Annotated in this window: 15 protein-coding genes and 1 pseudogene; 9 read left to right on the top strand and 7 right to left on the bottom strand. The window is 59.4% G+C overall.

All coding sequences use genetic code 11. The features are described 5' to 3' along the window. Positions 1 to 727: 727 nt before the first annotated feature. Positions 728 to 1,762 (bottom strand): annotated as a pseudogene (locus JO965_RS30175) (IS630 family transposase). Between the two features lie 735 nt (positions 1,763 to 2,497). Here JO965_RS30175 and JO965_RS30180 point away from each other — a divergent pair. The 9 genes from JO965_RS30180 to JO965_RS30225 all read left to right on the top strand — a co-directional run bounded on the left by JO965_RS30180 (position 2,498) and on the right by JO965_RS30225 (position 11,920). Next, positions 2,498 to 2,782 carry a hypothetical protein gene (locus JO965_RS30180; protein ID WP_203444586.1) on the top strand — a complete coding sequence of 95 codons (285 nt, stop codon included), beginning with the start codon at positions 2,498 to 2,500 and terminating at the stop codon, positions 2,780 to 2,782. Positions 2,783 to 3,552: 770 nt separating this feature from the next. Then, positions 3,553 to 4,389, top strand: a complete 837-nt coding sequence (locus JO965_RS30185; protein WP_203444587.1) for a MurR/RpiR family transcriptional regulator — start codon at positions 3,553 to 3,555, stop codon at positions 4,387 to 4,389. Positions 4,390 to 4,858: 469 nt separating this feature from the next. Beyond that, on the top strand, positions 4,859 to 6,121 hold the full coding sequence (locus JO965_RS30195; protein ID WP_203444588.1) for an ABC transporter substrate-binding protein: 1,263 nt from the start codon (positions 4,859 to 4,861) through the stop codon (positions 6,119 to 6,121). 125 nt (positions 6,122 to 6,246) lie between these two features. Continuing rightward, positions 6,247 to 6,954 carry an HAD family phosphatase gene (locus JO965_RS30200; RefSeq protein ID WP_203444589.1) on the top strand — a complete coding sequence of 236 codons (708 nt, stop codon included), beginning with the start codon at positions 6,247 to 6,249 and terminating at the stop codon, positions 6,952 to 6,954. A gap of 73 nt (positions 6,955 to 7,027) precedes the next feature. After that, positions 7,028 to 7,909, top strand: a complete 882-nt coding sequence (locus tag JO965_RS30205; protein ID WP_203444590.1) for a metallophosphoesterase — start codon at positions 7,028 to 7,030, stop codon at positions 7,907 to 7,909. Beyond that, positions 7,909 to 9,087, top strand: a complete 1,179-nt coding sequence (locus JO965_RS30210) for an ABC transporter ATP-binding protein (RefSeq protein ID WP_203445556.1) — start codon at positions 7,909 to 7,911, stop codon at positions 9,085 to 9,087. Before JO965_RS30205 ends, JO965_RS30210 begins: the two co-directional genes overlap by 1 nt. Positions 9,088 to 9,188: 101 nt before the next feature. Next, positions 9,189 to 10,058 carry a carbohydrate ABC transporter permease gene (locus JO965_RS30215; RefSeq protein ID WP_203445557.1) on the top strand — a complete coding sequence of 290 codons (870 nt, stop codon included), beginning with the start codon at positions 9,189 to 9,191 and terminating at the stop codon, positions 10,056 to 10,058. Next, on the top strand, positions 10,055 to 10,891 hold the full coding sequence (locus tag JO965_RS30220) for a carbohydrate ABC transporter permease (RefSeq protein WP_203444591.1): 837 nt from the start codon (positions 10,055 to 10,057) through the stop codon (positions 10,889 to 10,891). The genes JO965_RS30215 and JO965_RS30220 overlap by 4 nt, the downstream gene beginning before the upstream one ends. 267 nt (positions 10,892 to 11,158) lie before the next feature. Then, positions 11,159 to 11,920 (top strand): SDR family NAD(P)-dependent oxidoreductase, encoded by a 762-nt coding sequence (locus JO965_RS30225; RefSeq protein WP_246777063.1) that lies wholly within the window; start codon positions 11,159 to 11,161, stop codon positions 11,918 to 11,920. A gap of 287 nt (positions 11,921 to 12,207) precedes the next feature. Here the strand turns inward: JO965_RS30225 and JO965_RS30230 are convergent, their stop codons facing one another. The 6 genes from JO965_RS30230 to JO965_RS30255 form a co-directional block, all read right to left on the bottom strand. Next, positions 12,208 to 12,930 carry a hydantoinase B/oxoprolinase family protein gene (locus tag JO965_RS30230; protein ID WP_203444593.1) on the bottom strand — a complete coding sequence of 241 codons (723 nt, stop codon included), beginning with the start codon at positions 12,928 to 12,930 and terminating at the stop codon, positions 12,208 to 12,210. Next, the gene (locus JO965_RS30235) at positions 12,909 to 13,916 is read right to left on the bottom strand and encodes a hypothetical protein (RefSeq protein ID WP_203444594.1); all 1,008 of its coding nucleotides are present in this window, start codon (positions 13,914 to 13,916) and stop codon (positions 12,909 to 12,911) included. Before JO965_RS30235 ends, JO965_RS30230 begins: the two co-directional genes overlap by 22 nt. A gap of 120 nt (positions 13,917 to 14,036) precedes the next feature. Beyond that, the gene (locus tag JO965_RS30240; protein WP_203444595.1) at positions 14,037 to 14,861 is read right to left on the bottom strand and encodes an MBL fold metallo-hydrolase; all 825 of its coding nucleotides are present in this window, start codon (positions 14,859 to 14,861) and stop codon (positions 14,037 to 14,039) included. Between the two features lie 5 nt (positions 14,862 to 14,866). Then, positions 14,867 to 16,132 (bottom strand): ABC transporter substrate-binding protein, encoded by a 1,266-nt coding sequence (locus JO965_RS30245; RefSeq protein WP_203444596.1) that lies wholly within the window; start codon positions 16,130 to 16,132, stop codon positions 14,867 to 14,869. A 39-nt stretch (positions 16,133 to 16,171) separates the two neighbouring features. Next, on the bottom strand, positions 16,172 to 17,194 hold the full coding sequence (locus tag JO965_RS30250) for an alpha/beta hydrolase (RefSeq protein WP_203444597.1): 1,023 nt from the start codon (positions 17,192 to 17,194) through the stop codon (positions 16,172 to 16,174). Continuing rightward, entirely contained in the window at positions 17,191 to 18,228 is a 1,038-nt protein-coding gene (locus JO965_RS30255; RefSeq protein WP_203444598.1) for a succinylglutamate desuccinylase/aspartoacylase family protein, read from the bottom strand. The genes JO965_RS30250 and JO965_RS30255 overlap by 4 nt, the downstream gene beginning before the upstream one ends. Positions 18,229 to 18,234 lie beyond the last annotated feature (6 nt).

Consider the following 18,234-nt stretch of genomic DNA (forward strand, 5'->3'; position numbering starts at 1 on the left):
TCGCGAAAACAGCGTTGCACATGATGGCGTCGTCCATCCCCGTTGACGGATGGCAACCTCTCGTAGCCGATGTACATAGGCATCCATCGGAATGCCTCCGCCGCTGGCGAAGTGCCGGGTGCCGGATCCTTGTGGCATCGGCTGCTGCAACGACGGGACGCACGCCGCCTCCGGGGAGACTGGCAGGATGGCCTGCTCACCGTGGAACGGGTTCTCACAGCCTGCAACCCGACCACTGATACACCTGATCCTCAATGCATGGTGCGAGGCCAGTGGCCGCCGCGCCGGTGGCCCGCGCGGGACAGAAGCCGACCCGCACAAAAGCGGTCGGACGCAAGACAGTTCGGTCCCGCCTGGCCCCCGCTGCGCCAAAAGCGAACACGCCTGCGGCACCGCCGGTACGGCAGATACGGGAACCGGCACGGCCGGCAAGACGTCCCTTTCCGGTGAGCCGATTGCGCAAACTCAGCCCCTCGACGATTCCACGCCTCAACAGGCGTCGAGGCGAATCCGGGGTCCCAAGGCCGTGAACGGCCAGCATCAGTGGCCAACGCGCAAGCCTGAGATCGAACTGACCCCGGACGGATTCGTAAAGTGGTAGAAATGATCCCGAAGCACCGGAACCAGGAGTGCCTGGAGCCTCTGAACACGGTGAGACAAACTCCTCCAAGCTTGGATGGGAGCGGCCAGATCCCCATATTATTGATCCGGCTTGGGCGATCTTGAACTACGCGGCATAACGGAAAGATGGATGCCCGAAGTAGCTGCGGATCCGGTCGGGCAACTTGGCGAGCCGGCGCATGTTGCTGATGACGGTGCATTTGAGTTCGGGCTTGCTGCGAGCGGGCGGCTTGCGGGTCACGGCTTGCTTCAGGTCGGCGTTCAGACCCTCGTCCGGGTTGAGCTCGGGGCTGTAGGGAGGCAGCTAGAAGACCTCGATCTGCTCCGTGCGCTCAGCCAACCAATCCTGCACCGCCCGGGCCCGATGGACCGGCAGATTGTCCCAGATCAGAAACACCTTGCCGTTGGCCTCCTGGATGAGCCGGCCGAGAAAGCGGATCAGGCTCGCGGCCTTGAGCGCACCATCGAGCACCATCCAGCGTAGCTCGCCCTTGTTGGTCAGAGCCGAGATCAGGCCCAGTCCTGCGCGCTTGTGACAGGGATGCACGACAGGCGTTCGGCCGCGTGGGGCGAAGCTGCGGCCGCGAACATCGTCGGAGCGCAGGCCGGTCTCGTCACCCCAGAAGATCATACCCTTCTCCTTTCTGGCTTGCGCTGCAATGGCCGGATAGTCCTGCCGCAGCCAGCGCCGCACGGCTTTCGATGACTGCTCGTAGGCGCGTCGGAGCGGCTTCTGGGCCGTGAAGCCCCAACGCGCCAGATAGGTGCCGATGGTGCGCACCGCCAGCCGGACCCCACAATGCCGCTCGATCAGCATCCGCACCGCCGCCCGGCTCCACAAGGCGAAGGGCAGACCGAGTTCGTCGGGCGTGTGCCGGCTGATCAGAGCGCGAACCTGCGCTTCCTGCTGAGGCTCGAGAAACCGTCCCGTGCCGGGTGCCGGGCCCCGCGGCCCACTGGCCAATCCCGCCAGGCCCTGCTCGGTGAAGCGGCGGCAGATATCGAACACGCCGGTCCGGGTCAGGCCCACCTGCGCGGCAATGGCCTTATAAGTCAGGCCGCTCTCACGCAGGCCGACGACCTGCCGGCGACGCTCCTCTTGCGCGGCTGCTGGCAACTTGCGCATGTCCACATGTTTCATCCCGCCGAACTGGATCGAATGGCCCTCGATTTCAAGACCACCCAAGCCGGATCAATAAGCCTATGTCGCACAAGGGATCTTCGCCGCGCACCCTCAACCTGTTCGAGTGCACGCTGACGGTACCGACACCTCGGTCCGAACCGGCGCCTGGCTCGGCCGAGCTGGGGGAGCTTGCCGATCTGTCTGATGCCCAACTGGCCAAGCAACTTGGCCAACTCATGGATGAACTGCAGCGCCGGATGAAGGCGGGCAGGGGAAGCCGGCCTGAGTTGAAGGCGGCGGTCAGAAATGCTCGCGTATTCCTTGAGCGCCACAATCCACACCGATCAAAACAACGGGTCAAGTCTTCACGATCCGGCACGATCTCATCCCCATTGCAGGAGGGGCAACGCAAAGCGGTGCGGGCCGCTCTTCTGGCGGGGGTGCGCCGGCACAAGTCGCGAAGCACTTCGGCCTGCCGCTTGCCGCCATCCGCAAGGTGCTCGCGGAGACCGTGTAGGCTTCCGGGTCGAGTGGGCGCGCTAACCTGCGTCACATCCGAGCATCCGTTCCTCAGCCTCATTGAGAGCCGCTGACTTCTCATCAGAAAGGCCAAGAGAAGGGCCCAGGTTCGAATCCTTCCGTACCCACAAGATTTGACGATAAAATCAATAGCGTTGCAGGTTTGACGCTGGCGGCCTTTAGCCTCTTCAGGGTTGCAGTAACGGCTAGGGTAACGCGCGAGCTGACTCTTCGATGGCGCTGTCGGCGACCGACGCCCGCATTGAGGACGAGGGAAAGAACTACTACGGCACCGACGACGAGGAGAACGGCAATGGCAATCATAGTCGGCCAGCCAATTCGGGCTTTCCGAGCCAAGTGCTCTGCCGCCTCGCGTCGCTTCTGATCGAGCGCCACATCCGTCTCGTTGTGTTCGTAGACCATTGCCGCCCCATCAGGATGAGGCATCTCCAGCCAGCTTCGCCAAGTGCGCTCCTATCTCCAGTTTACGGCCGGCTCGGACTAAGGGGGCGGCCCTAGGACTTAAGACCTGGGCTTTATCGAGGTACGTCATGCGGCTGATCTTGGAGTCGCCGGAGCGAACACCCTCGCGTTGCATAAGCGTCATCAGATGCTGGTACCCTCCTCCCGTGGCTTGGACCGCAGCACACTCCAATCGACTTAGCCGCTCACATTGCGTTTGCGCGAGGGGCTTTTTCATCGGTGTGGTCTCCATTCTCCTCTGGAAGAGACGCCGGAGAAGAGCCGAGATCGGTATCGGAGAAAATCGATGGCCCCGCGCCTCAAGAACGCCTGTGAGTAACGACGTTCAATTTGTAGCGGGTGATACTCATCTCTCCAGGCCGACGAGGTGACGAGGGTGTCGCGCCAAAGAGGATCTCCGCACAGAATGCGGCGCCAGCCACAATGATTGCAGCAAACAAGTACGGTTACCAATCGGGAAAAGGGCGATCATGCCCACTGTAGCCGCTCATCATGAGCGGGCCAAGGCTCCCACTCTGAAGCTTATCCGCACAACACCTCAATCTCCAGCGCCACCTCATCTCCCGCAGGACCTCCGTCTCTTCAGAGCGGAGGCGGCGGAGCAACGGCAGACGGCCACCGGTGCCGCCCAACTGACACCGCTCTTCAGCCCATTTGCTGCTCTGCCTTCCATTCCCGCGACAACGCCCGCTCATTTATGCAACAAGGCCATTGACAGCATCTCCTTGCTCTTTTCTTGTTCCAACTTATCTCTTGATGCTGGTACGATGTACCGTTTGCACGCTGAGCAGGACTGATTTTTCTACATGAACAAGCAATCGAAGCTGGATGTGGATCATCAAAGAGATGTTCTTCTGCTCATTAATGCACGGATGCCATCGCTGCCGAGTGCCCTACAGCGCATAGGCAAATACGTGATCGAAAACTCAGATATCGTCGTCCGGGAGACGATCAACGATCTGAGCGCTGTTACGGAGACCGGGCCCGCGACCATCATACGCTTTTGTCGGGTGTTAGGATTTTCAGGCTTGAAGGAATTCAAGCTCGCGCTTGCGGCAAATCTTGCACGTCAAAATATCTACTCAGAAGAAGGCAAGATACCTCCTAAGCAGTTCTCCGACGTGCTTGCGGACAACATCGTTCAAGCAACACGAGAGACACAATCAGTTCTGGATGAGGCATCTGTTCGGCGTTTGGCGGATGCCATGGTGAGTGCGCGACGCATCGACATCTACGGTGCTGGTGCATCTGGATTCGTGGCGAGCTATCTCTCATTCCGTCTGTTACGGATCGGCCTCCCTGCGCATGCCGTGAGTGATCCAACTCTTGCAGCGTATGTATCTACCGGTCTCTCACACGATGCCGTCGTTATCGCGATTTCGGAATCTGGTCTTACAAAAGACACCGTCCAATCGCTCCGCATGGCCAAAGTTGCTGGTGCGACTACGGCAGCCATCACCAATCACAAAGATGCTCCGATCTCTAAATGGGCGGATGTCCTGATTCTCACCTCGGCAGTGAGGTCGCCCTTGACTGGCTCAAAACTAACGATCGCCTTTACTCATTTGATGGCAATCGAGACGCTCGTTGCCATTCTAACAGACAAACTAGGCTTGCTTCATATTGAGGCCGACGGGGCTTAGACACCGAAACCATCGCCTGGTTTGACTTCACCGCCCCTCGGGTCAGTCCCTCGAGGAACCCGCGCTGGCCCGCGGGCGGCGATGCTGCGGGGCGCGACCACGACAGTTGAAGTGGCCACCAGTGGGCCATTGTCGTTGCCGGCCTCCCCGTTCTTGAACCCATGATGCCGAGCGGCGGCGGCATCAGCGCCTAGTCGCGCACCGCCATCAGCGGCCAGAACAGGCTGTTCCAGTGAGAAACCACCGAAAAGATGCCGAAGGCGATGATCGCCGGCAGCGCCATCGGCAACATGATCTTCGGCCTTTTCCGATGCACCGCGATCCCTCTCCCTGATCGCTGGCGGCTGTCGCGAAATGGACTTTTATTCCACTTCTATGTCACATGCCTGAAACAAAAATCCTCTATCAATCAGGCATCCGCCGTTAGCGGCAGCCGTCCGGCCCCCACGTTCACTTGGAAGGATCTTCAATGCGCATGCGACCAATTGTTCTGATTGTAGGCTTGTCCGCCTGCCTCTTTGGATCTGTCGCCCATGCCGAAACAACACTAAACGTGCTCTACGCGATCCCGAGCAACTTCAAAGACATCCAAGAGAAGATCGCCGCCAAGTTTCAGGAGGAGCATCCTGACATCAAAATTGTATTTCGGGCTCCTCCGAACACCTATGACGAAGCCACCGCACAGGTTCTCCGTTCCTCTCTGATCGGGGATCAGCCTGATGTGTATTTCAATGGAATCAATCAGGTTAGGATCGTCGCGGATCGTGGAAAGGCGGTCCCGATTAGCGCGTTTGCAGACAAGACGGAGCTCGATAATCTTGGTTACCTAGCGTCCATGACATCGCTCGGTGACGTTGAAGGGAAATCCTATGGTCTTCCTTTCGCGATCTCGACACCTGTCCTTTATGTCAATGAGGATTTGCTCACAGCCGCGGGTCGAACCATTAACGATTTCCCCACGAACTGGGAAGGGATCATTGACCTGGGTAGGCGGATTGCCTCTACGTCCCCCGGCAAAACGGGTTTCCTTTTCGGTTACAACACCTCCGGAAACTGGCTTTATCAGGCGCTTGTCACCAGCCATGGTGGCCGGATGGGTGCAGAAAACGGATGTAAGGCGATCTTCGACGACGAGCACGGAACATGGGCCCTCGCCATGCTCGAGCGCTTCACCAAAGCGGGAATGCCCGACATGGGTTGGCAACAGGGCCGACAGGCCTTCGCCGCGGGAGAGATCGGCATCTACGCGGAATCCAGTGCGTCGGTAGCGCTCATGGAGCGGAACGTCGCCGGAAAATTCAAGATGCGTACGATGCCCTTTCCGCTCGCATCCGGTCAAGGCTCGCTTCCCGCCGGCGGCAGTATCGCGATGATATTGGCAGTCAATAAGGACAAGCAAAGAGCCGCTTGGGAGTATGTGAAATTCGCGACTGGGCCGATCGGACAGACAATCATGGCGAACGGCACTGGATATGCACCCGGCAACCGAAAGGCGACGGATGATCCCGCCCTTTTGGGAGGATTTTATGACGCAAGGCCAAACCTCGCTACCGGCGTCAAGCAACTACCGCTGATGACCGGATGGTATAACTGGGCCGGTTCAAACGCCGTCAAAATCGTTGATGTCATCCAGAACCACATCAATGACGTCGCCGCGGGACGAAAGACCGCAGCGGAAACCATGCCTCGCATGAAGCGCGATGTCGATGCTCTGCTCCAAAACTGCCCCTGATCGAAGGCAGCAACGCTTCTGTGCTTGATCTCCGAAGCCGATAAGGGAAGGTCCTCGTCGGCTGTTCCAATTTCTCTTACGCGCTTCGTTCGAATTCGGTCGATGGAGAGTGCGAGCGCAAGCTGATGAGTAAATGCAATTCCACGACACCCAAACCATTCCAAAATTTGCCCAGTAACCCCGAACTGATTGTATGGGACTGCGACGGCGTGCTGATCGATTCAGAATATCTCGCCGCTACCGTGTACTGCCATTATCTCCGTGACCTGGGTCTGGAAATCGAGCCTCACAAGCTGTTTGAGCGATTTCCAGGTGCTGCCGATCGCGCTTTGCTAGCAGGATTGGAACAAGTACTTGGTGTGGCACTCCCACGCGATTTTCTCCGAAACGTTCATAGGGGCGTGGTCACTCGATACATGGCGGATCTGCAACCAATGCCAGGCGCTCTCGATGCGTTGAGGAATGTTTCCAAACAGAGGCGAATGTGTGTCGCGTCAAATAGCGCACCGGCGCTTCTGTATACCGGATTGCTGGCGATTGACGCATTCGAGCTTTTCTACCCAGCCATCTTCAGTGCGGCCGACGTGCAAAGAGGCAAGCCTGCTCCTGATCTTTTTCTTTTTGCTGCCCAACGCATGGCAGTCGCACCCTCAAGTTGTCTCGTGATTGAAGATAGCGCTACGGGCGTCGAGGCAGCAGTAAAAGCCGGCATGTCGGTAATCGGCTATTGCCGGCCGGAAAGACGAAGCTCTGATCATCAAAACAGGCTGCTCAACGCCGGAGCGCATGCAATCGTCTATGACCTGCGAGAAATTCCGCTTTTCTTGTCCTGAGATAGGTTCTGTCACCAGTTGCGCGATCGGTTCAAGGGCAGCGACATCTCACTCACAGTAAAGGACCATCACCATGTCTGTGTTACGTATTGCCGTCATTGCCGACATTCATGCTGGAGAGACGCGCTCGAACATTCAAAGCGAACAGGCTCCCCAGCTTCTCGAGAATTTTGTGAGCGAAGCCAATGCGCGGTCGGTTGAGCTTATAGTTTCGCTCGGAGACAACATAAACGCTGCTAGCGCTGATGAAGACCGGAGGTATTTACAGAGGGTTGCGAAGATCTTTTCGAGATCTGCGGCGCCAGTTGTTTCCGTCTTTGGGAACAACGAGCTGAAGTTCCTTGGACGAAGCGAAACTGCTCGAATATTGGATTGTACACTGGACTCCGAGATCAGAGACGCCAGTGGCTGGAGCTTGATATTTTGGCGACCCGACTGCGAGCTGTCGCTAACCAAGGGGCTTATTCTGTCTGATGACGATCTTGCTTGGCTCGATGATGCTCTAAGCAAGGCCAAGTTCCCTGCTGTACTGTTTGTGCATGCCCCCATTGACGACCATTCGATGGTTGGGAACTATTACTTTGAAAATCATAAGGACCTCGCAACTTACACGAACGGTCGTGCAGCTCGGGCTCTGCTTGAGCAGAGCGGCAAAGTTGTCCTGGTTCTGTCCGGCCATACCCATTGGCACGCATGCTCCACCATCGGCGGGATTCACTATCGGACGATTCCGTCGCTCACGGATACGTTCGAACATTCGGGAGAGGCATCGGAAGCCTGGGCGATACTTGACCTCACTACTCAAACTATCGCGCTTGAGGTGTTTGGTCGCGAACCCATGCGTTGGTCGGTGCCAGTGAGAGCCCAAGAAGCGCGTTGGCGCGCTCCCATGAGCCGCTCCGATTTCGACAATCGGATGCAGACGCTTTGGTCCAAATCGAAGGATCCGCAATGATGGAGTCGCTCTCGATCAAACAAGTTGCAAAGTCGTTTGGCGCGACTCCTGTGTTGCGTGACGTGTCCCTTGAGATTGCGGACGGGGAGTTTCTGACGCTGCTTGGACCATCAGGTTGCGGGAAGTCCACACTCTTGCGAATAATTGCCGGACTGGAAACGCAGGACAGCGGTTCGGTCGCAATTGGCGTGCGGGCGGTGGACGGCCTGCGGCCGAAGCAGCGCGACGTGGCGATGGTGTTCCAGTCCTACGCGCTCTATCCGCACATGACGGTTGCCGCCAACATGGCGCTGCCGCTGCGGATGCGCCGGCTCTCGGCCGTCCAGAGGCTGCCGCTGCTCGGCCGCTGGCTGCCGGGCACGAAGACAACGGCCGCGGAGATCGACGCGGAGGTCACCCGCACCGCCAAGTCCCTCGGCATCGGCCACCTGCTGGCGAGAAAGCCCGGCCAGCTCTCCGGCGGCCAGCGCCAGCGTGTTGCCGTCGGCCGCGCCATGGTGCGCCATCCGGCCGTGTTCCTGATGGACGAGCCCCTGTCCAATCTCGACGCCAAGCTCCGGGTGCAGATGCGGGCCGAGATCAAGGAGCTGCACCAGCGGCTCGGCGTCACCTTCGTCTATGTCACCCACGACCAGGCCGAGGCCATGACGCTGTCCGACCGGGTCGCGGTGATGCTCGACGGCGAGCTGCTGCAGGTTGCGCCGCCGCAGCAGATCTACACCGATCCGGACGACCGGCGGGTGGCCGAGTTCATCGGCTCGCCGAAGATCAACCTGCTCGAGGCGGTGGTGCGGGAACGAGGCCTGGTCGACGTGGCAGGCACGGTGCTCGCCGTCGACCTCACCCGGGAACCAGGATCGCCGCTCACGCTCGGCATCCGTCCGGAAGCCTTCCATCTCACTGACCACGGCGGGCCGGGGGCGCTCACCGGGGCGGTCCGGCTGGTCGAGCACATGGGCTCCGACCTGTACGTGCATCTCGATGTTCCAGGGACTGATCATCCGGTGATCGCCCGGCTGCTCACTGAGCGGGCGCCGCAGATCGCGCCCGGCCAGACGCTGCATGTCGGCATCCGGCCGGAGCGCGTGCTCCTGTTCACGCGCACTGGGCAACGGCTGCGGGGGGAAGCGGCGTCCAGCGGGGCCTCCGTCACGCCGATCCGGGAGTGGGCCCGATGAGCAAGCCTCTTGCCCTTTCCGGCCCGTCCGGCGAGCCGCCCGCGACCAGTGGCGTTCGATCATTCCCCTCCGCCGCCACCTCACCGGCCCGCCGGCGGGCCATGATGGAAGCGCTGGCGGCGTGGATGCTGGCTGGCCCGGCGCTGGTCCTGCTCGTGGGCCTGTTCTTCCTGCCGGTCTTCGCCGTCTTGGGCATCGCGCTCACCGACTGGCAGTTCGGTGCAAGCTCGCTCGCCTTCGTCGGATTCGGCAACTTCCGCGAGGTCTTCGTCGATGAGGGCTTCCGGGCCTCGCTGGTCAACACCGTCGGCTATGTCGCCCTCGTCGTGCCTGGCACCATCCTCCTCGGCTTAGGCGTCGCGCTGCTGATCGAAAGCGGCCAGTCGTGCCGCGCCTTCTACCGCGCCATCCACTTCCTGCCCTTCATGGCCACGCTGACCGCCATGGCGATCGCCTGGGAGGCGCTGCTGCATCCGACCATCGGCCTCGTCAACCAGAGCTTGGCCAGCCTCGGGATCCCGACCGCCAACTGGCTGCGTGACGAGACCACCGTGCTGCCGGTGCTGGCGGTGATCGGCATCTGGCAGAACCTCGGCTACGCCATGGTGCTGTTTCTCGCCGGGCTGAAGGCGATCCCGCAGGACCTCTATGACGCCGCCGCCATCGACGGCGCCGATCTCTGGCTCGACCGGCTGCGCACGGTCACGCTGCCGATGCTCGGACCCGTCACCATGTTCGTCTTCATCGTCGTGGCGCTGCGCGCCTTCGAGACCTTCGACACGGTGCAGATCCTCACGCAAGGCGGGCCGGGGCATGCCTCCGAGATGCTGCTCTACACCCTCTACCGCGAGAGCTTCGAATACCTGCGCACCGGCTATGGCGCCTCAGTTGCCGTGGTCTTCCTCGTCATCGTCGTCGCGCTGACGCTGATCCAGGCCCGCGTCATGGACAAGAAGGTTCACTACCAATGAGCATATCCAAACTTGCACCGCCATCCGCCATCTTCCGCCACGCAGCCCTTCTGATCACCGGCGCGCTGATCCTGATCCCCTTCGTCTGGATGGTGAGCCTGTCGATCAAGCCGCCGGGCGAGATCTTCCGCGCCTCCTTCTCGTTCTGGCCGCAGCAGTTCTACGGCATCGAGAACTACACCAAGGCGCTGACGAGTTCGCCGCTGCCGCGGTTTATGCTGAACGGCGTCATCGTCTGCGCCGCAATTCTGGCGCTGCAGATCGCCGTTTGCGCGCCGGCCGCCTATGCGCTGGCCAAGCTCAACTTTCCCAGTCGCAATCTCCTCTTCGCACTCGTGCTGATCGCGCTCCTCCTGCCGCACGAAGTGCTGGCGCTCCCGCTCTTTATCGTCGGCTATAAACTGGGGATTCTCAACACTTATGCGGCGCTGGTCTTTCCCTATGTCGTCTCGCCGTTTGGCATCTTCCTGTTCCGGCAGTTCTTCAAGACCATTCCCGACGATGTCGTGCACGCCGCCCGCCTCGACGGCTTATCGGAACTGGCGATCGTCTGGAAGATCATGGTGCCGATGGCGCTGCCGGCCACCATCGCCTTCGGGATCTTCTCGGTCGTATCCCACTGGAACAGCCTGTTCTGGCCGCTGATTGCGGTGCGCGACCCGTCCCTGATGCCGCCGCCGCTCGGCATCCTGATCTTCAAGAACGAGGAGGCCGGCAACGACTATGGCCCGCTCATGGCCGCCGCCACACTCGTGGTCGCGCCGCTCATCATCGCCTTCCTCGCCGCCCAACGCTGGTTCGTCGAAGGCCTCACAGGTGGAGCCGTCAAATGAGGTGCGCCGAAGTCGCAGGATTGCAGTTCCAGCCAGTCCCGAATGCGCGTCCGCAGCCGGGCCCGCAAGTCCGCTATGTAATCTATCGTACGCCACTGGCAAGTCGTCCGCTCAAACAGGCCGCCGAAGCCTGGTTGGTCAATGCCCAATGTTGTGCGCGCGGCTACTTGGAGAAAAAATGCAACCGTATCGACCGGTACGCAAGATCGAACTTGAACCGCGAGTGACAGGCCAGACTCGCAAAAATCTTCAGGTGATTTCGTGGAAATGGTGAGCCGGAGTTCGTTACTATCTACTGACGCCGTGGTCGTAACCGGAGCCGCTCAAGGTTTGGGACGAGGCATCGCGCTTCATCTAGCCGGAAGGTGTGCCGGACTTATTCTGTGGGATGTCCTGGCTAGCCCTCTAGAGAAAACCGCAGAGGATTGCCGCGCGCGGGGGGCGCGAGTCCTCACACGCGTTGTTGATATAGGTGAAGAGAAACAGATTCACACTGCTGTAGAAGCTATCTCGGCAGAGTTAGGCGATGTTTTCGGCCTTGTTAACAACGCTGGTATCTTTCCTCGTATTTCAGTCCTTAATAGCACCACGGAGTTGTGGGAAAAAGTTCTACGGGTCAACCTGTTGGGTTACTACCTAACCGCAAGGATGCTCGCGCCGGGCATGCTGCGCGCGGGTCGTGGGGCGATAGTAAATGTTGGTTCCACTGCCGCCTTCCGTGGGCATCCACAAGGTGCGCATTACGCAGCGTCGAAGGCGGGAGTAGTTTCTTTTACCAAGACCCTCGCGTTAGAACTCGCACCGACGGTGCGCGTGAACTGCGTGAATCCCGGCTTGTCGGATACCGCTCAGCCCCGCATCGCAATGAGTGAGGATGACATTTGCGAAGCCATTCAAAACATACCAATGGGACGTATTGGTCAGCCGGACGATGTCGCGCGGGTGGTGGGCTTTTTTCTAGGTCCAGATGCTTCCTTCATAACCGGTCAATCCATAGGGGTGAACGGGGGCGCTTGGATGATGCCATAAATGGACGGTCATTGACCACCATCATTGCAACGCGCAGAATTATACACTTCGTTGCAGCGCTGTTTCGATCTCGCGAGTACTTGGTCGACGAGCTACGGACAAGCAGACGCCGGCTCGACACTTGTATAAAGGGCCAGACATCTTTGGTTGCCGAGTGGGCTGGAACGGTCACGTGTGAAGGCTCATCTGTACGTCTCAATTAAGAATTTAATCGCTAACAACGGAATGCGATGAGCCTGCTATGCACCAAAGGACCAATTAGGGGACGAACGGTAATATCGCCGACGTTAAGGACCAGTGATACTCGACATGGAGCTCGCGAAACGGATGGCAGAGGAGCGGTTTGTGCCGTCCGGGATCGCCTCAATGGCCGATCGCGTAGCCTTGTCGGCGCGGTCCTGCAAAGCCGCGGATACGAATGAAAGATCTTGAAAGCCGGAAACCTCGAGAAATTCAGAGAGCTTCCGCGCATAGACCGCATGGGCGGCCACTTGAGTGTAAAAATCACCCAGTACTTGCTGGAGCTTGGTCGGGGGGATCCGTATCCCCTCTTCGAAGACTTCCCGGCAATCAGCCGAGAAAAGTGCGCCGCCGATATCGGGAAGATGGGCCATGGAGCCCGAAAATCCGACCAGACGATCGCCGTGGAAGATGGGGGCGAGCATGGCCAGGTCGATAAGATGCCCAGCCGTCAACCAAGGGTCGTTGGTAACGGTGCAGTCGCCAGGCTCCCACTCATCGAGCGGTATTTCCGCAAGGCAGGCCTGGAGGGTTCTTGGAAGAATACCGACGAACGAGGGAGTGCCGACATTGGTATCAGCGATGTTTGCTCCCGTGGGATCCATGAGAACGACCGTGAAGGCGTTGGACTCGCGCACGACCGTGGAGAAAGCGGTCCGAAGAAACGCGACGGCCGCCTCATCTACCACCGAAACCAGACGGTTCCACAGAATTTCGAGTTCGATTGGATCGAAGTCGCTGGGAACTTTCATGGGGAACTCCTGGAGCACCTGAGCGCGCCGAAAAAGGCTTCAAGGCGTTGCACCTCGTCACGAAGCTCGACGAGATGAGCCACAGTGGCTCTCGCGCCGCGGGCTCCGAGAAAGAAGTAATGCCCCCCTGGCAAATGTCTGGTCAGCCGCCGCGGAGCACCGACAACGCAGTCGCGCAGCCGTACCCAATCATGGGCAGAGAGACGCAACGGCGCTAACTTGGGCAGGACGTTGTGTAAAAGGCCCTTGACCGTGATGCTTCCCCAGACCACCTCATCCGAGAATGCGTGTATATAGTCCCGCGCATCCACTGGAATGATTGCCGCGCATATCGGATAGTCGTCGCCCGAAAAGACGCGTGCCACGCGAAGCGCATGAGAAAGGTCTTGCGGCGGCTCGCCATCGAAATACGGGTCAAGCTCGGGCCCCCACAGTCTCGGGGGGGCGTTCGTGCGATAAAGATCCCGGAAGACTTCCGGCTCGATGATGGTTTGCCCTTCCACTTCCGCAATCGCGCGAAGCTCTTCCAGCCAGCGCTCGTCTCGCGTGGACCCATCCCGGGTTCCAACCGAAAGATTCCAGAGCCCATTCGCCAGAAGGCTCTCGGGTGGCTTCCCCACGCCGTCGAGGCGCGGAAAAGGTGGAGTTGCGCTGAGCGAGACGAAACATTCGAGCGCGTGGTTGCGACGGTGCAACGCGTGGGTGAGGGCGAAAACCAGCTTGCCGCCCATGCTCCAGCCACAGGCGATAATTGGACGCCTGCCAGCTTCGCCGACTGCCTCCGCAACAAGCTCCGCGAGCGCCGATGCCCATTCCTCCAGCTTGAGGTCTGGCTTTGGTGCGGGAAACACTGGGTGATCCCCAGGATAACTCGCGGTGAGTAGACCCCATCCCTGCTCCTCGAGCCAGTAGTCAAGAAAGTCGCTTCTACGGCCTTGTGGATGACCATAAACAATACGAGCGAGCACCCCCCCGCCGGTCAGGAAGACAACGAGTGGCTTCATCGGATCGCCGAGGCGAGCATAAGAGAGGACAGGAATACCTAAGCAATCGTGTCGATGCTCTCTGGGAAACAGTTGTTGCAGTTCAGATTGGGAAACCATGGCGTCGTCCGTTGGTGCTTTCTAAATATCGATTGAAGTGGGTGTGGTCAGACAGGAATGCATCGAACCGTCAGCTGCGATGCGGAGCCACTCGCCAGGCTCGAGGAGCAGAACCTCGGGTACGGTCTCCCCTTTTACCCTGGCGTCGTCCACGCAACGCATGAATGCCCGCACCAATTCATCGTCCAGGCTTGTGTAATGACACGGCAAAACGGTGTTCAACCCCAACCATTGAGCCGCAAGGACTCCTTCGCGGGGAGAAAGGTCTGTCGTGAGTTTTTTGCCGGGAGCGTTGGAAGGTATACCTGCCGGGTTCGCGATCCCGAGGGATCCGATCGTCGGACGGTACAACTTGCCCTGCAATTTCATCTCATAGAACAGGGATGTGTCGCCCGGATGATACCACCGGATGTTTTCATTCAGGTCGAGGAGAAAGGCCAATGGAATGCCAGAGACAAAGGAGCCGTCGGGCAGGGTTGTAAAAGAGCAATGGCGGCATTCGAGGGTTTGCACTTCGAAACCGGCGACCTCCAGTCGCATACCCCATGCTGTCACGCGGATCTGCGATGCCGGAACTCCATGGGCTTCAAGATATGCGCGAACCTCGCCCCCGCAAATCACGGGGGCTCCGGACTTGAGCGCAATCCGGGCCGTGTCGCCAAGATGGTCCTTGGCGGCATGGGTCACCATGATGAGATCGACCCGATCGAATTCCTCGGGTACGACAGGGCACGCCGGATTGCCGGTCAAAAATGGATCGAGCAGCACCCGACGGCCGTCTTGAGTAATCATTTCGTAGGCCGCGACACCCAGGAAACGCACCTGTAGGAAAGGACCTTCCGTCATTTCAATCACCTCGGCAGGAGATTCTGAACATCGCGTTGCATCTTCGGGAGAGCCTCCTCCGGGGGCAGACGCTGAGTTACGACATCCTGAAGAATTGACTTGATCACTTCAGTAATCCGCAACGCGTTCTCGCCGGGGAATGAGTACCATTCCGCAGCTCGAGCCGAAGCGTTCACGGAGACGAGCCTCGGGTCGTCGGGTTTAGCCTCTTTGAGGGGACCAGCGGCGCCCAATCGATTGCCCGGCAAGTAACCTGTTGCTTCGAATACTTCCGCCTGCACCTGCGGGCTCGCCATGTATTTCATGAACGCCAAGGCCGCTTCTTGCCGTTCCGGATCCTTGCTGAGCAACATCATGCAATTGCCACCTGCGGGGAGGCGGCCGTTTTCGGAGACCGGAAACGGCGCCGTCCGCACCTGGAAGTTGGCCTGCTTCATCAAATTCTTCAGGAAGCCGCTCGACGTCACGAGTATCCCGACGGAACCGGCAGAAAAGCCCTGGGAAGCTTGCGTGCGCGGCATATCGACCTGACCAGCCTTGCCGAACATCTGGATGACTTTGAGAGCTCGTTTGCCTTCCGCGCCGTCGAACTCAATCTTTCGATCATCGGCCGACATCATGTGCCCGCCCTGGGCATTGACCAAAGCCATGAAGGTCCAGTTGCCGGCCGACGTATAGTCGAAGAACCCGCCGATCCGGTTGTTGCCGGTGGCGGTGATTTTCCCTGCAAGTTCGGCGATCTTTTCCCATGTGTCAGGGAAATGGTCCGGGTCTCCCCCCGCGGCTTTCACCAAGTCCGGGTTATAGTAGATGATCGGGACCGATACGACAAAAGGGAGACCGTATGATTTACCGTCATGTCGGCAGAGGTCATTCGAGGTCGGTTTGTAGTTTTGCTGAATCCAGTCAGTGTCTCCTGCAAGAACCGGTTCAAGTGGGATTGGCAGACCGCGCTGCACCGTCAACCTGGAGCGATTGTATCCTTGGAAGATGATGTCCGGTGCACGGCCTACAATGCTGTCCTGAAGCAGACGCTTTGTAAGGTCGTCGTAGTCTGTGGCCGGGGATTGAAGGACCAGATTGATATCCGGATGTGCCTTTTCGAAGGGCTCGATAATTTGCTCGGGAAATGAGCCTTTGACATAGAGGATGTTTATGGACGCTGCCTCAGCAGTGGTCGCTGTGAGGGCCAACAGGGGAAGGAGGAAACGTAGGGCTCGATAGGACATTTCATTAACTCCGGGTTGAATGAAGTAGGGAAGCAGGCTCATTTACGCGCCTCATTTCCCAGAATGGGTTTTACGAGAGGTTCAGGCGAGCATTGTCTCCTTGACGAACTTCGCGGCATCGGCAATTGCCGTGACAGCGCGGGGCACCATTCGCGTCCGTCCGCCGAAGCCGTGGACCAAACCATAGTATCGGCGCACCAGGGCCCGCCCGCCTTCTGCGGTAACACGTTCTGCAAGCGCCAGCTGTTCGTCCCTGAGGACATCGAGTTCAGCGACACCGAGCCACATTGGCGGAAGGCCGGCGAGAGACGCCGCTCTGAGCGGAGAGATGTACGGATCGGAGGGTTGGGCACCATTGGCGACGTAGTGAGCGGCATAGCCAAGAAGCCGCTGTGTGGAATTGCCGTAACGGCCATCACCAAAGGCCCGGTGGCTTGGCGTGTCGAAGTCCGTGCACTGAAACCAGCCGTAAAACAGCACAAGCCCGCTCGGCCCAGGCAAGCCGTCGTCACGACATTTGAGGGCGGCGGCAAGAGAAAGATTTGCGCCCGCCGACCCTCCCCCTAAAAAGACATGTTCCGCGTCGAGATTCCACGTGGCCGCTGACTTTCGGCACCACTGCATTGCCGTGAGCACGTCAGAAAGGGCGGCCGGATACGGATTTTCCGGTGCCAGTCGATAGTCCAGCGACAGGACCGCGAAGCCGGACTTTTCTGCTAGATGACGACACGTGCAGGCGTCAGAAGCGATAGACCCCCGGCACCAGCCGCCACCATGAAGATAGATGAGCACAGGAGTATTCTGCTGCGCTGGGCGATATAGCCGTGCCGCTATCGTGCGATCGGAAGAGGGAATCTCCAGATCATCGACATGGGCGATGTCGGGCGATCCCTCGCTCCAAAATCCGGCGAGCTGCGTTTGCTGCCGGCGATTGTCCTCGAGTGTTTTAGCGGGGCCGCCGGCGCAACGCTGCAATTCCTCCTGCTTGGCCATGGCCGCCGCCATGTCGGCATCGAGCGCGGGATCGTTCGCGTCTGGCACAAAATCAAAGTCCGGCCAATTTCGCTGGTCTCGTTCGTCGTGGTTGGATTTTCGGCTGGTCATGACGTCCAATCCTTCCCAAGCACGAAGACGCAGTCGCCGAGGCCCGTCCTTGCGGGAATCCGCCGGCACAGGATGACGCCACCGGATTTGGCGATCACCGGCTGCGGCTCACGCCAAGGCGCTGTCGTGAAATGAATGAGGCCAGTCGTCTGGCCCGCCTCGACCCGGTCGCCAAGGCCAACAAAAGGCTCAAACAGGCCGCGCTCGCTGGTTTCGGCGTAGATGTAATCCCAGCTTGGAACACGCTTGAGCAACCTGCAGTCGAGCGGCGGCCGCTCCGTCAGCGGCCTCCTCGTTACGCCGACGTGATGAAGGAGCCGCATCACCCCATGCTCCGCGATATCGATGGCCGCGCGGGATACGCCGCCGCCGCCGCCGAGCTCTGTCGAAAGATGCTGCACGTTTTGGCGCCGGCAGGCGCCGATCAGTGCGCGGTTACCGCCGGTAGAATGCTCGATGATCATCCCGGTTGGCATGCCGAATGCGCGAAGGAGATCGAGAGCATCGCCCATGCGATCGGGATCGGACGGGCGTGCGACCACTGCGCAGGGTAAGTACTCGATGCTGAGACTGCCAGAATGCAGGTCGAATGCGTAGTCAACGCGCGTCAGCAATTCGCTTTCGATCAGATGGGCAATCATCGAGGTGGGGTCGCCATCCGGATCACCGGGAAATTTGCGGTTCAGGTTTCCATCATCGAGAGGTGAATTGCGGCGGTCGGCGCGAACGGCCGGAGCATTGGCTCCTGGAAGAATGATGATCCGGCCACGAACGTCCTCGGCTCGCAACTCGCGGATCAGCTTCATCAGGATGATTTGGCCTTCGTATTCGTTGCCATGGCTGCCTGCCATCAGCAGGACACCGGGGCCTTCGCCATTGCGAATGGTGACCACGGGGATGGCCTCGAAACTGTAGCCGACATCGTCTCCGGATCGGTCGTGTACGGCGAGAGGCAGCCGGAAATATCCAATCTGCTTGCCTTCGGCGTCCAGGTCGAGGTCAGTCCAGATCTTCGTGTTTGGCGTTGTATCCATGTCCGC

The sequence above is a fragment of the Microvirga sp. VF16 genome, from assembly GCF_016864375.1.
GTDB lineage: Bacteria > Pseudomonadota > Alphaproteobacteria > Rhizobiales > Beijerinckiaceae > Microvirga.

What these genes read in the sequence shown, in the direction of transcription:
- JO965_RS30185 (WP_203444587.1), top strand. Translation starts at nt 3,553, where the DNA reads ATGAACAAGCAATCGAAGCTGGATGTGGATCATCAAAGAGATGTTCTT.
- JO965_RS30255 (WP_203444598.1), bottom strand. Translation starts at nt 18,228, where the DNA reads ATGGATACAACGCCAAACACGAAGATCTGGACTGACCTCGACCTGGAC.
- JO965_RS30215 (WP_203445557.1), top strand. Translation starts at nt 9,189, where the DNA reads ATGATGGAAGCGCTGGCGGCGTGGATGCTGGCTGGCCCGGCGCTGGTC.
- JO965_RS30225 (WP_246777063.1), top strand. Translation starts at nt 11,159, where the DNA reads ATGGTGAGCCGGAGTTCGTTACTATCTACTGACGCCGTGGTCGTAACC.
- JO965_RS30245 (WP_203444596.1), bottom strand. Translation starts at nt 16,132, where the DNA reads ATGAGCCTGCTTCCCTACTTCATTCAACCCGGAGTTAATGAAATGTCC.
- JO965_RS30220 (WP_203444591.1), top strand. Translation starts at nt 10,055, where the DNA reads ATGAGCATATCCAAACTTGCACCGCCATCCGCCATCTTCCGCCACGCA.
- JO965_RS30180 (WP_203444586.1), top strand. Translation starts at nt 2,498, where the DNA reads ATGGCGCTGTCGGCGACCGACGCCCGCATTGAGGACGAGGGAAAGAAC.
- JO965_RS30210 (WP_203445556.1), top strand. Translation starts at nt 7,909, where the DNA reads ATGGAGTCGCTCTCGATCAAACAAGTTGCAAAGTCGTTTGGCGCGACT.
- JO965_RS30250 (WP_203444597.1), bottom strand. Translation starts at nt 17,194, where the DNA reads ATGACCAGCCGAAAATCCAACCACGACGAACGAGACCAGCGAAATTGG.
- JO965_RS30240 (WP_203444595.1), bottom strand. Translation starts at nt 14,861, where the DNA reads ATGACGGAAGGTCCTTTCCTACAGGTGCGTTTCCTGGGTGTCGCGGCC.
- JO965_RS30200 (WP_203444589.1), top strand. Translation starts at nt 6,247, where the DNA reads ATGAGTAAATGCAATTCCACGACACCCAAACCATTCCAAAATTTGCCC.
- JO965_RS30235 (WP_203444594.1), bottom strand. Translation starts at nt 13,916, where the DNA reads ATGAAGCCACTCGTTGTCTTCCTGACCGGCGGGGGGGTGCTCGCTCGT.
- JO965_RS30205 (WP_203444590.1), top strand. Translation starts at nt 7,028, where the DNA reads ATGTCTGTGTTACGTATTGCCGTCATTGCCGACATTCATGCTGGAGAG.
- JO965_RS30195 (WP_203444588.1), top strand. Translation starts at nt 4,859, where the DNA reads ATGCGCATGCGACCAATTGTTCTGATTGTAGGCTTGTCCGCCTGCCTC.